The organism is Burkholderia sp. AcTa6-5 (assembly GCF_017815075.1).
GTDB lineage: Bacteria > Pseudomonadota > Gammaproteobacteria > Burkholderiales > Burkholderiaceae > Burkholderia > Burkholderia sola.
Window position 1 is genome coordinate 25,029 of sequence record NZ_JAGIQE010000037.1, and the last position, 11,945, is coordinate 36,973.

The following is an 11,945-nucleotide window of genomic DNA, read 5'->3' on the forward strand; positions in this document are numbered from 1 at the left end:
AGGAAGAACGGTGCAGGAACGCACGCGATGCGGGTCCACCGGACCGCGCATGGTCGATGCGACGCCGCACTACGCCCGGTCGAGCAGGTCGACGAGCAGCCTGGCCCCGGCGGCCCCCTTCGTGGAATCGGTCCACAGCCGGTCGATCATCTTCCGGTACATCGCGACGGCATCCGCCGACGTGGTGATCGTCGCGATGCCGGTACGGATGTTCGGCAGCTCGCCGAGCCGGAACGGCGATACCGCGATATGCGCGCTGTCGTCGTCCTCGAAGATCTGGAAGGTCTCGTTCGGCAGGTTGTCGCTGACGATGCCGATACGCACGCCTTTCGCATCGTCCTCGAGCATCCCGACGATTCGCATCACTTCCCGGCGCGCCGCCAGTTTGCGCTCGAGCTGCACGCCCGGCGGCAGCCCGAGGCGGCCGACCAGGCCGTGGTGCAGGAACTGCTCGATCTGGCGCAGCCCGATCAGGCTCGTCACGTTCAGCGGTGCGCGTCGGAACGCGGCTTTCCGGTCCGCGAGGATCGCCATCACTTTCGACAGCGTCTGCCGCCACGCGGCATCGGTCAGCGACGGCGGGATGCTTTCCTCGAGCATCTGGCGCAGCCAGCCTTCGTAATCGTCGGAGGTCAGCAGGAACGAGAACGGATCGAAATGCGCGAAGATCCGCTGCGAGCGGCTCTCGATCTGCCGCATGCGCTCGAAATAGCTGATCGCCGAATCGTGATACTCGACCTCGACGCCCATCAGGTTCGCGAGCGACACGCCGAACAGCGCGGCGAGCCGCTCGAGCGTATCGATCTTGACGATCTCGCCACGTTCGAGCTTGTAGACCGCCGCGCGCGAGATGTTCAGGCGCTCGGCGACATCCTCGCTGCGCAACTCGGCAGCCATCCGGTACGCGCGCAAGCGCTCGCCAATGCTGTCGAAGTCGAAGCGCGCGCCGCGCAGACGCGTTTTTCGGGAACCGGCGGTGGACATGAAGTACCTCTAGGTGGCGGGTGAAAAATCGACAGACACCGGTTGCGCGACCGCGCCGCCATCCTGTCGGGGGCATCGCGAAGATCGATGTTTGTCTATTTTTTTGTATCGGGTATTTTAACGTAGCCGACGACGGATGCTCGCACACCCGCGGCTTGCGCTCGTCTTGTGCGCGGTAACGGCCTGCGACGGGCCCGTGTCCGTGTGCGGGCACGCCGTCTAAATATTTGGACGAACGGCGCGCGCGCAGACGCCGTCGGCGATAGAGGCATCGCACCTTCCAGACATTCCCACGTGCCGGCCCATTGCGCCGGGAGGAGAAAAGCATGACGTTGCGCACCCCGTGCGCCCGATTTCGGGCAGGATTCCTGATGGCCGGCGCGGCAGGCGCCATTGGCATCGCGCCGCTCGCGCACGCGCAGTCGAGCGTGACGCTGTACGGCGTTGCCGACGCTTTCGTCGGTTCGGTGAAGCAACCCGGCGCTCGCACGGCGCTCGTGCAGTCGGGCGGCGGGATGACGACGTCGTTCTGGGGCCTCGGCGGCAGCGAGGATCTCGGCAACGGCAACAAGGCGTTCTTCGTGCTCGAAAGCTACTTTCAACCGCAAAGCGGCGCGTACGGCCGCTACGCCGGGGACAGCCTGTTTTCGCGCAATGCGTACGCGGGATTGCAGACGCGGTTCGGCCAGCTTCGTCTTGGCCGGATCACGACGCCGCTGTATCTCGCGACGATCCAGTTCAACCCGCTGTTCAATTCGTACACGTTCTCGCCGATGATTTTCCACACGTTCAAGGGCGTGGGCGCCGAGGGCGTGGTCGGCGATTCGGCGTGGAACAACGCGCTCGCCTATACGAGCCCGACGTTCGGCGGCTTCAATGCGGGGCTGCTGTATGCACTCGGCAATACGGCCGGCCGGAACGGCGCCAAGAAATGGAGCGTCAACGCGAACTACGCGCGCGGCGCGTTCGCGGCCGCCGTGGTCTTCCAGTACGTGAATTTCAGCGCGACGCCTGGCGATCTCGACGGCGCGCTCGCCGCGGCGCCGGGCCTGTCGAGCCAGCGCACGGTGCAGGTCGGCGCGTGGTACGACTGGCGTGTCGTGAAGCTGTTCGCGCAGTACATGAACGTCGCGAACCGCGCGCAGCGCGGCAACTTCCACGGCGATACGCTGCAGGCCGGCGTCAGCGTGCCGATCGGCGTGGGTTCGCTGCTGGCGAGCTACGCGTATACGCATTCGAGCGGGGCGCTCGCCGACGGCGCGCATCGCAGCACCGGTGCGCTCGGCTACGACTATCTGCTGTCGAAGCGCACCGACCTCTATTCGGCGATCAAGGTCGATCACGTCGGCGGGCTATCGACCGGCATCACGTACGGCGCGGGCCTGCGCACGCGTTTCTGACGCAGGCATCGCGATGCGAGGCTTCGCGGTTTACCCCGATACATCGGATGCTTGCATTCCGTTTTTGATGCGGGTAGTCTAAATATTTAGACGAGGAGGAAAGCATGAACCTTATGGACGCCACGCAGTGGCTGGCACAGGACGTCGTCGGCTTTTCCGACATTCACCGGTTCGCGACGCGCTGCCGGGACGCGGCGGCGCCGCACGGGCGGGAATCGGCGGCGCTGGTGCTGCTCGCACAGGCGGCCGCGACGTTCGCCGAACGGCAGGAGGGCGTGGCGGTCTGCACGGAGACGGTGCAGGCGTTTCTCGCCGAACTGCGCGAGCACGCGCGGCGGCTGAGCGATGCGAGCGGGCGCTCGGACGACGCGCTGCTCGCGGCGCTCAACGGCTTCGCCGCGCAGGTGTCGAAGGAACTGGTCGTCTGATGCGCGACGCCGGCGCGAATCTGCCCGGGCCGCGCCCTTAAGCTGTGCGATGCCGACGATCGGGTCGCGGTCAGTTCGTCTAGAAAAAACGACAAACGACCGCGAAACGGACCGCCGGCATCGATATTTCCTCCTCACGATACGGACAATCATGGAAGCGAACCTTCGATCCTCCGCGGCCGCGCCCGCCGGCGCACCGCCCGAACGGGTGTCGCGCTACGCGTGGAAAGTGCTGGCCGGCTCGGCCATCGGCTATGCGATGGACGGCTTCGACCTGCTGATCCTCGGCTTCATGCTGCCGGCAATTTCGGCGTCGCTGCAGCTCGGCGCGCAGCAGGCGGGGGCGCTCGTCACGTGGACGCTGGTCGGCGCGGTCGCGGGCGGCGTGATTTTCGGCACGCTCAGCGATCGCTACGGCCGCGTACGCGTGCTGACCTGGACGATCCTGCTTTTCGCGGTGTTCACCGGGCTATGCGCGTTCGCACAGGGCTTCTGGGATCTGCTCGCGTACCGGACCATCGCCGGCATCGGCCTCGGCGGCGAATTCGGCATCGGCATGGCGCTCGCGGCCGAAGCGTGGCCTGCAGCCAAGCGCGCCCGCGTGTCGTCGTACGTGGCGCTCGGCTGGCAGAGCGGCGTGCTCGCGGCGTCGCTGCTGACGCCGCTGCTGCTGCAGAGCGTCGGCTGGCGCGGCATGTTCGCGATCGGCGTGCTGCCCGCGATCGTCGCCTGGGTGCTGCGCAACAAGCTGCACGAGCCGGAAGTGTTCGTCCGGAGCCAGCAGCCGGCGCGCACGGGCGCGCGTTTCCGGCTGCTGTTCGCCGATGCGCGCACGACCCGCACGAGCATCGGCATCGTCGTGCTGTGCGCGGTGCAGAACTTCGGCTACTACGGGATCATGATCTGGATGCCGACGTTCCTGTCGAAGCAGCTCGGCTTCTCGCTGACGAAATCCGGAGTGTGGACCGCGGTGACCGTGCTCGGGATGATGGCCGGCGTCTGGCTGTTCGGACACCTGGCCGACCGGATCGGCCGCAAGCCGACGTTCCTGCTGTACCAGCTCGGCGCGGTGGCGATGGTATTCGTGTATTCGCGGCTGACGGACCCGGCCACGATGCTGTGGGCTGGCGCGCTGATGGGCATGTTCGTGAACGGCATGGTCGGCGGCTACGGCACGCTGATGTCCGAAGCGTATCCGACCGCGGTGCGGGCGACCGCGCAGAACGTGCTGTGGAACGTCGGCCGTGCGATCGGCGGGCTCGGGCCGCTCGTCGTCGGCGCGCTCGCCGCGCGCTATTCGTTTCAGATCGCGATCGCGATGCTGGCCGCGCTTTACGTGCTCGACATGATCGTCACGGTCACGCTGATTCCGGAACTGAAGGACCGCGCGCTCGACTGACGCGCGTGCCTCCGCCCAACCGTAACGAGGAGAGAACGATGGACGTGATCGACGGGGCGCGCGCCTGCGCGCAGCCGTGGGCGGCCACGGTCGCCACGCACGCGTGCGACGTGGTCGCGCATCGCGCGGTGAACCGGCGCTATCGCTATCTGCGCGTGCGCGCCGACGCGCCGCTCGCGAGCGTCACGCAGGCCGGCCAGTTCTATCAGCTCGTCTGCCCCGTCAGCGATCTGCACCGGCCATTCCTGCCGCGCCCGATGAGCGTGTACGGCGTCGGCCCCGGCGCCGGCGAAATCGAGTTCCTGTACAACGTCACCGGCGAAGGCACGCGTGCGCTCGCGCAACTCGGCGTCGGCGCGCGGCTGTCGATCGTCGGGCCGCTCGGCCGCCCGTTCACGCTCGACGCCGATGCGCGACGGCTGCTGCTCGTCGCGCGCGGCGTCGGTCTCGCGACGATGGCGCCGCTCGTGCAGCGCGCGGCGCGGGCGGACCTTGCGCTGACGGTCGTGATGTCGGCGCGCACGCCGGACGACCTGATGACCGCGGAATTCCTGCGCGGCGCGCCGGCCGACGTGCATGCGGTGTTCGACAGCGACGGCTCGTCGGCGGTCGCGAACGTGGACGCGCTGCTGCGCGCGAGAATCGCGCGCGATCGGCCGGACGCGGTCTACACGTGCGGCTCGCAACGGTTGCTCGCGCTGCTGCAGCGCGTGCTCGCCGACCATCCGTCGATGCGCGGCGAGGTCGCGCTCGAGCAGCGGATGGCATGCGGGATGGGCGTCTGTCTGTCGTGCGTGCGGATGTTCGACGACGGCGCGACCCGCGCATTCCGGCGCGTGTGCCGCGAGGGACCGGTATTCGCGATTCGCGACGTGGTGACGGAGGGGGAGGTGGAAGTTGGCTGACCTGAGCGTACGCGTGGGCGAACTGCGCCTGCGCAATCCCGTGATGCCGGCATCCGGCTGTTTCGCGATCGAGTATCGCGATGCGCTCGACCTGACCGGGCTCGGCGCGCTCGTGATCAAGAGCGTGTCGCCCGTCAGCCGCCCGGGTAACCCGACGCCGCGTGTCGCCGACGCGGGTGACGGCATGCTGAATTCGATCGGCATTCCGAGCCGCGGCATCGACGACTATCTCGAACACGTGCTGCCCGCGTACACGGGCCACGGCACGCCGGTCGTCGCGTCGGTGTCCGCCGATACGGCGGACGCGTTCGCGCGCGCGTGCGAGGCGCTGTCGCGGCCGGACGTCGCGGCGATCGAGGCGAACATCTCGTGCCCGAATCTCGAGGCGGACGGCATGGCGTTCGGGATGGACGCGGGCATGACGTGGCAGGTCGTCGACGCGATCCGCATGCGCACCGGGCATCCGCTGTGGGTGAAGCTGACGCCGAACGCGGGCAACATCGCGAAGATCGCGCAAGCGGCACAGGACGCGGGCGCCGATGCGATCGTGATGGGCAACACGGTGCTCGGCATGTCGATCGACGTGCGCACGCGCCGGCCGTCGCTCGGCAACGTGATGGGCGGCCTGTCCGGGCCGTCGATCAAGCCGATCGCGCTGCGGCTCGTCCACCAGTGCTATCGCGCCGTGTCGATTCCGGTGATCGGCTGCGGCGGCATCCGGAGCGCCGCCGACGCCATCGAGTTCCTGCTCGCCGGCGCGAGCGCGGTGCAGGTGGGCACGGCGTCGTTCCGCGATCCGGGCGTGATGCGCACGATCATCGACGGGCTCGAGCAGTTTTGCGCGGACGAGGGCGTCGGCGCGATCGCGTCGCTGACCGGGCAGGTCAGGCTCGACCCGGAGCTGAGCGAGCGCTGGCAGCGCTTTTGCGCGGCGCCGGCGCGCGCGGGCGGCACGACGGCGGGGGCGTGATGAACGCGCATACCGACAGGCCGGACGCGCCGGCGGACCTCGAAGTGCACGACGCGGCGGCGCTGCCGCTTGCCGAACTGACGGCGCTCGCCGAGCAGTGGTTCGACGAGATCCGCGTGCTGTCGGCGGACGGCGTCGGCGTCACGCGCGAGAGCTACGGCGACAGCGAAACGGCGGCCGCGCAGCGGCTGGCGGCGCACGCCGAACGCGAGGGCATCGCGGTGCGCGTGGACCGTGCGGCCAACCTGGTCTTCAGCCTGCCCGACGCGGACCCGCATGCGCGTGCGATCTGGGTCGGCTCGCATCTCGACTCGGTGCCGCATGGCGGCAACTACGACGGGCTCGCGGGCATCGTCGCGGGGCTGCTGTGCCTCGTCGCGCAACGGCGCGGCGGCCGCGCGTCGCCGCACCCGTTGAACGTGATCGCGCTGCGCGGCGAAGAGAGCGCCTGGTTCGGCAAGGCCTACATGGGATCGAGCGCGCTGTTCGGCCGGCTGACGCCGGACGATCTCGCGATGAAGCATCGCAGCACCGGCCGCCCGCTGGCCGATTGCATGGCGGCGGCGGGCGTCGACATCGACGCGGTGCGGGCGCGCAAGCCGCTGTTCGACGTGCGGCGCGCGCATGCGTATCTGGAGCTCCACATCGAGCAGGGGCCTGTGATGGTCGCGCGCGGGCTGCCGGTCGCGGTCGTGTCCGGCATTCGCGGCAACGTGCGGCACAACTCCATCAGCTGCATCGGCGAGGCCGGCCACTCCGGCGCGGTGCCGCGCGACCTGCGGCACGACGCGATCTTCGCGGTCGCCGAGCTGATCACGCGGCTCGACGAGCACTGGCGCCGGCTGCTCGAACGCAACATCGATCTCGTCGTGACGACCGGCATCGTGTCGACCGACCAGGACGAGCATTCGATTTCGCGGATTCCCGGCCAGGTGCATTTCAGCTTCGAGGCGCGCAGCGAGAGCACGGAGACGCTCGACGTCTTCCATGAGCTGCTGATCGCCGAATGCAATTCGATCGCGCGCGAGCGTGGCGTGCGATTCGATTTCGACCGACGGTTGGCGAGCGCGCCGGCGCGGATGGATGCCACCCTGCGCGCCGCGCTTGCCGACGCGTGCACGCGGCTCGACGTGCCGTATGCGACGCTGCCGAGCGGCGCGGGCCACGACGCGGCGCTGTTCGCGAACGCGGGCGTGCCGAGCGGGATGCTGTTCGTGCGCAACGATCACGGATCGCACAACCCGCACGAGGCGATGTCGATCGATGATTTCATGCTGGGCGTGCGCGTGCTCGCCGACACGATTGCGCGGCTGTGACCGGCAATACGGGAAGCGACGGGAAGCGATGGCGGCCGACGCGCCGTGGAGCCGGAACGCGTGCGGTTCACGCCGACGGAACGTGTGCGCCTGCGCCGCCCGCCGCGCGGTTCACGTGCGCGAGCACGAATGCATAGACGTCATCGAGCGCCGACACGATGCGCGTGCCGGCCGCGACGCCATCGAACGCGCTCGCGGGCCCGGTGCAGATCAACGGCTTTGCGAAGCGCGTCGCGAGGCGGATCTCGTCGAGCGTGCCCTTGCTCCCCGGTAGCGCGACGACGACGTCGCTCGTCAGCACGTTCACGTAGTTGCGGCTCAATGCGTCGTCCGGCGCGTCAGCTTCCTTGCGCGGCAGTGGCGTGACGATAGGCAGGTCGATGAACGGATTCGGATAGCCGGCGATCGGCACGAAGCCGAACAGCGGGTGCGCTTCGCTCGGCACGATGCCGATCGAGCGGCCGCGGCGCCCCGGCGTCGTCGCGTAGGCGCGCGCGACCGACAGCATCACGCCGCGGCCGGCGCCGGTCAGCAGGTCGAATCCTTGCGCGGCGATCCACGTTCCGAGCGGCGTCGCCCACTCCGGCCATTCGTTCTTGCCCGAGCCCATCACGCCAATGATCGCCATCTTGTCCTCCTGGTTGGCCGACGCGCGGCGTGTCGATCTCGGCGATCGCGCGCACCGTTCGTCTTTTTAATTATACACATCGACCGATTTCTGGTGATGCGGCGGCGATGACGGGCTGAAAATTGTGGATTTTTCCGCCTTGCATTTTTCCTTCACTTTATTTAGTCTAAAAAAATAGATTTATCGACGGACGTATCGCGACTCGAGGGTTCGCCGGTACGCAGCCGTCTCCGGGGCGATACAGCCCGCTACAACCTGAGAGAGAGGTGTATTCATGCTTGACCACGCCACCAACGAATTGCTGACCCGCGTGGGGCCCGGCACGCCGTGCGGCGAGTTGCTGCGTCGCTACTGGCATCCGGTCGGTTATTCGTCGGAGCTGGCCGAAGCCGGCCAGACGAAACGCGTGCGGATTCTCGGCGAGGATCTGGTGCTCGCGCGCACCGGCAACGGCGGCGTGCTGCTCGTGCAGGAGCGTTGCCCGCATCGCGGTGCATCGCTGCTGTACGGCTTCGTCGAGGAAGCCACGATCCGCTGCGCGTATCACGGCTGGCAGTACAACGCGGCCGGCGAATGCGTGGAGCGGCCGTTCGAATCGGCGAAGGCGAGCCGCGTCTGCAAGAAGCTGATCGACAGCTATGCGACGCACGAATGCGGCGGGCTGATCTTCGCGTACATGGGGCCGGCGGAGCACAAGCCCGCGTTTCCGAACTGGGACATCCTCGTGCGCAACGACGGCGTCCGCCATTTCGAGGTGCAGGACGATCTCGCGTGCAACTGGTTCCAGGTGCAGGAAAACGCGGTCGACGTCACGCACACCTTCTATACGCACTCGAAATACTTCGAGCGCCTCGGCATGCGCGACGCGTCCGGCTTCGGCAAGCCGTTCAAGCGGTTCGGCTTCCAGCGCTTCGACTGGGGCATCGTGAAGAGCTGGGAATACGAAGGCGAGGGCCGCGGCTGGGGCAACCTGATGGTGTTCCCGAACATGCTGCGGATCATGACCGAGATGCACTGGCGCGTGCCGGTCGACGATACGACGACGCGGATCGTCTGGGTGTCGTTCACGCCGAACGCGGACGGCGCGCAGCCGCCCGCTCACGAGGCGCCGAAGATCGTCCGGCAGCCGGCGCGCACCGACGCGGCGGGCCGCTACCTGATGGACACGTTCATGAGCCAGGATGCGATGGCGGTCGAGACGCAGGGCCCGATCTTCGATCGTTCGCGCGAGAACCTCGGCGCGTCCGATCGCGGCATCGTGATGTTCCGCCAGATGCTGCAGGAGCAGATCGACGCGGTCGCGCGCGGCGAGCGGCCGGTCGCGAACGTGTACGGCGGCGCGCCGGACGTGACCGACCTGCGCGCGTGGATGGGCGGCTATCTGCCGATGAGCTGCGCGCCGGACCCGACGTTCCGCCAGCAGCGCGAATTCGGCGACATCTTCGACGAGTCGCACGTCGAGTACGAGATCCCGGCGAACTCGCCGGTGATGCGCGCTTGAGCGGCGGTGCGCTCGGCGGGCCGGGCCGCGGCGCCGGCATGCTGACGGCCGGCCGCGTCACGGTTGCGCTGCTCGCGGCGGGGCTCGCGAGCGTCGCCGCGCTCGGCGCGCGCGGCACGGTGTCGGCCGGCGACGCACGCATCGTCGCGATCGTGTTCACCTGCATCGTGCTGTGGGCGACCGGCGCGGTCGCGAGCCTGTGGGTGTCGCTGCTGTTTTTCTTCCTCGCGGCGACCTGCACGCCGGTGCCCACCGCCGAGATCTTCTCCGGCTTCGGGTCGAGCGCGTTCTGGCTCGTGTTCAGCGGCGCGGCGATCGGCTTCGCGCTGAAGGAGAGCGGCCTGAGCGAACGGATCGGCATCGCGCTCGCGCGCCGGATCGGCGGCTCGTATCTGAAGGCGCTGCTCGCATTCGCGACGCTGAGCTTCCTGCTGTCGCTCGTGATGCCGTCGACGTTCGGGCGGATCGCGATCCTGATTCCGATCGCGATCGGCTACTGCGACGTCGTGAAGCTCGGCGCGCACGCGAACGGGCGGCGCGGCATCCTGCTGCTCGTGATCGTCGGCTCGTACGAGCTGGCTGCCGCGGTGCTGCCCGCGAACCTGCCGAACGTGATCATGGCGGGAATTCTCGAGCAGTCGCACGGGATGCATCTGCGCTTCTCCGAGTATCTGCTGCTGTTCTTTCCGGCCGGCGTGATCGTGCGCGGCGCGGTGCTGGTGTTCGCGTCCTGGTGGCTGTTCGCGGATACGGTCGGCGAAGTCGAGATACCGGCGGCGCGCGTCGCGCTCGGCCGCCGCGAATGGCACGCGATCGTGCTGCTGGCGATCACGCTCGCGTTCTGGTTCACCGACGCCGTGCATCGCATCGCGCCCGGCTGGGTCGGGCTCGGCTTCGCGCTCGTCTACTTCGGCACGTCGCCGCCCGCACAGCTCGAGCGCTTCACCGCGACGCTGAAGATGGACCTGCTGTGGTTCATCGCGGCGATCATCGGGCTGACCGCGCTCGTCAACCATCTCGACATGCGCGTGCCGGACACGCTCGCGCTCGACGCGCTGCGCGACAGCCCGATGCTCATGTACTTCGCGCTGACCGCGCTGTCGATCGTCGTCTGCTTCGCGGTCACGTCGAATGCGGAACCGGCGCTATACGTGCCGATCGTGTCGCGCCTGCTCGCGCAGGGGCTGCACCTGAAGGCCGGCCTGCTCGCGCAGGTGATGGGCTATGCGACCACGGTCCTGCCGTACCAGTCGCCGCCGATCGTGTTCGGCAACGCGCTCGCGCAGCTGGACCGGGGGGCGGTGCTCCGGTACTGCATCGCGACGGCGCTGCTGGGCGTGGTGTTCGTGATCCCGATCAATGCGTTGTGGTGGCGGCTGATCGGGCTGCTGTGAGTTTTCCTGAACGGTGAATCCAATGATCGAAAACGATCTGCTTGCCGCGCGCGTGATTGCGCGCGAGCGCGTCGCGTGCGACGTGATTTCGCTGCGGCTCGTCAGCGACGCGCCGGGTCTCCCCCTGCCCGCGTTCGAGGCCGGCGCGCATATCGACCTGCATCTGCGCGACGGGCTCACGCGCAAGTATTCGCTGTGCAACGATCCGGTCGAGCGCGGCGTGTACGAGATCGCGATCAAGCGCGAGCCGGCGTCGAGCGGCGGCTCCGCGCACGTGCACGATGCGATCCGGGTAGGCGATGTGCTGCGGATCGGCGCGCCGCTGAATTACTTCCCGCTCGCGCCGGACGACAGCCCGGCCGTGCTGCTCGCCGCCGGGATCGGCGTGACGCCGTTACTCGCGATGGCGCACAGCCTGATGCGCGCGGGGCGGCCGCTCGCGTTCCACTACTTCGTGCGTTCGGCCGACGCGGCCGCGTACGGGGCGACGCTCGCGTCGCGGCTCGCGGACGTCGCGACGGTGCACACGGGGCTGACGCCCGACGCGACCCGCGACGCGATCGCGACGATCGTCGGCGCGATGGATTCGCGCTCGCATCTGTATTTCTGCGGACCGGCACCGTTCATGGCGGCCGTCGACGCGATCGCTCGCCCGGCGCTCGGCGATGCGCGGCTTCATCACGAGTATTTTTCCGCGCCAGCCGCGGAGCCTGCCGACGGCGGGGCCGATGCGTTCCGGATCGAGCTCGCGCGCTCGCAGCGCGCGCTGCTCGTGCCGCCGGGACAGTCGATCACCGATGTGCTGTACGAGCACGGCATCGCGGTCGCCACGTCGTGCGAGGCGGGCGTGTGCGGCGCATGCCGGACGACCGTGCTCGCGGGCACGCCCGATCATCGGGACGCGTTCCTGAGCGCGGCGGAAAAGGCCCGCAACGACTGCATGATGCCGTGCGTGTCGCGATGCCGCGGCGAACGGCTGGTGCTGGATCTCTGAGCCGTCACGGAGCGCTGAGTGAGGCC

The 11,945-nt window shown here is 68.5% G+C and carries 11 protein-coding genes; 9 read left to right on the top strand and 2 right to left on the bottom strand.

The annotated features are described in order from the left end of the window. Positions 1 to 69 precede the first annotated feature (69 nt). On the bottom strand, positions 70 to 984 hold the full coding sequence (locus J8I33_RS31710) for a helix-turn-helix transcriptional regulator (RefSeq protein ID WP_124557031.1): 915 nt from the start codon (positions 982 to 984) through the stop codon (positions 70 to 72). Between the two features lie 326 nt (positions 985 to 1,310). On the opposite strand from J8I33_RS31710, the gene J8I33_RS31715 reads away from it, so the two are divergent. The 6 genes from J8I33_RS31715 (at position 1,311) to J8I33_RS31740 (ending at position 7,402) form a co-directional block, all read left to right on the top strand. Continuing rightward, on the top strand, positions 1,311 to 2,384 hold the full coding sequence (locus J8I33_RS31715; RefSeq protein WP_050016121.1) for a porin: 1,074 nt from the start codon (positions 1,311 to 1,313) through the stop codon (positions 2,382 to 2,384). Between the two features lie 104 nt (positions 2,385 to 2,488). Beyond that, complete coding sequence (locus J8I33_RS31720) at positions 2,489 to 2,812, top strand: hypothetical protein (protein WP_011660795.1); 324 nt, start codon at positions 2,489 to 2,491, stop codon at positions 2,810 to 2,812. A gap of 151 nt (positions 2,813 to 2,963) precedes the next feature. Then, on the top strand, positions 2,964 to 4,211 hold the full coding sequence (locus J8I33_RS31725; protein ID WP_050016119.1) for an MFS transporter: 1,248 nt from the start codon (positions 2,964 to 2,966) through the stop codon (positions 4,209 to 4,211). 38 nt (positions 4,212 to 4,249) lie between these two features. Continuing rightward, positions 4,250 to 5,116 (top strand): dihydroorotate dehydrogenase electron transfer subunit, encoded by an 867-nt coding sequence (locus J8I33_RS31730; RefSeq protein WP_209928783.1) that lies wholly within the window; start codon positions 4,250 to 4,252, stop codon positions 5,114 to 5,116. Further along, on the top strand, positions 5,109 to 6,086 hold the full coding sequence (locus J8I33_RS31735) for a dihydroorotate dehydrogenase (RefSeq protein ID WP_209939768.1): 978 nt from the start codon (positions 5,109 to 5,111) through the stop codon (positions 6,084 to 6,086). The genes J8I33_RS31730 and J8I33_RS31735 overlap by 8 nt, the downstream gene beginning before the upstream one ends. Beyond that, entirely contained in the window at positions 6,086 to 7,402 is a 1,317-nt protein-coding gene (locus J8I33_RS31740; RefSeq protein ID WP_124557028.1) for a hydantoinase/carbamoylase family amidase, read from the top strand. Before J8I33_RS31735 ends, J8I33_RS31740 begins: the two co-directional genes overlap by 1 nt. Positions 7,403 to 7,469: 67 nt before the next feature. Here J8I33_RS31740 and J8I33_RS31745 read toward each other — a convergent pair whose 3' ends face one another. Continuing rightward, positions 7,470 to 8,030, bottom strand: coding sequence for a DNA-binding protein (locus J8I33_RS31745; protein ID WP_050016115.1), 561 nt, complete (start codon positions 8,028 to 8,030; stop codon positions 7,470 to 7,472). A gap of 274 nt (positions 8,031 to 8,304) precedes the next feature. Here J8I33_RS31745 and J8I33_RS31750 point away from each other — a divergent pair, with 274 nt between their 5' ends. The 3 genes from J8I33_RS31750 to J8I33_RS31760 are packed head-to-tail and all read left to right on the top strand — an operon-like array spanning position 8,305 to position 11,919. Further along, the gene (locus J8I33_RS31750; RefSeq protein ID WP_209928789.1) at positions 8,305 to 9,531 is read left to right on the top strand and encodes an aromatic ring-hydroxylating dioxygenase subunit alpha; all 1,227 of its coding nucleotides are present in this window, start codon (positions 8,305 to 8,307) and stop codon (positions 9,529 to 9,531) included. Further along, positions 9,528 to 10,925, top strand: coding sequence for an SLC13 family permease (locus J8I33_RS31755; RefSeq protein WP_209928791.1), 1,398 nt, complete (start codon positions 9,528 to 9,530; stop codon positions 10,923 to 10,925). The genes J8I33_RS31750 and J8I33_RS31755 overlap by 4 nt, the downstream gene beginning before the upstream one ends. A gap of 22 nt (positions 10,926 to 10,947) precedes the next feature. Further along, on the top strand, positions 10,948 to 11,919 hold the full coding sequence (locus J8I33_RS31760) for a PDR/VanB family oxidoreductase (protein ID WP_209939769.1): 972 nt from the start codon (positions 10,948 to 10,950) through the stop codon (positions 11,917 to 11,919). Positions 11,920 to 11,945 lie beyond the last annotated feature (26 nt).

Excerpts from the sequence above, each read along its gene's own strand:
- J8I33_RS31740 (WP_124557028.1), top strand. The coding sequence starts at position 6,086 with ATGAACGCGCATACCGACAGGCCGGACGCGCCGGCGGACCTCGAAGTG.
- J8I33_RS31720 (WP_011660795.1), top strand. The coding sequence starts at position 2,489 with ATGAACCTTATGGACGCCACGCAGTGGCTGGCACAGGACGTCGTCGGC.
- J8I33_RS31745 (WP_050016115.1), bottom strand. The coding sequence starts at position 8,030 with ATGGCGATCATTGGCGTGATGGGCTCGGGCAAGAACGAATGGCCGGAG.
- J8I33_RS31715 (WP_050016121.1), top strand. The coding sequence starts at position 1,311 with ATGACGTTGCGCACCCCGTGCGCCCGATTTCGGGCAGGATTCCTGATG.
- J8I33_RS31710 (WP_124557031.1), bottom strand. The coding sequence starts at position 984 with ATGTCCACCGCCGGTTCCCGAAAAACGCGTCTGCGCGGCGCGCGCTTC.
- J8I33_RS31725 (WP_050016119.1), top strand. The coding sequence starts at position 2,964 with ATGGAAGCGAACCTTCGATCCTCCGCGGCCGCGCCCGCCGGCGCACCG.
- J8I33_RS31730 (WP_209928783.1), top strand. The coding sequence starts at position 4,250 with ATGGACGTGATCGACGGGGCGCGCGCCTGCGCGCAGCCGTGGGCGGCC.
- J8I33_RS31760 (WP_209939769.1), top strand. The coding sequence starts at position 10,948 with ATGATCGAAAACGATCTGCTTGCCGCGCGCGTGATTGCGCGCGAGCGC.
- J8I33_RS31750 (WP_209928789.1), top strand. The coding sequence starts at position 8,305 with ATGCTTGACCACGCCACCAACGAATTGCTGACCCGCGTGGGGCCCGGC.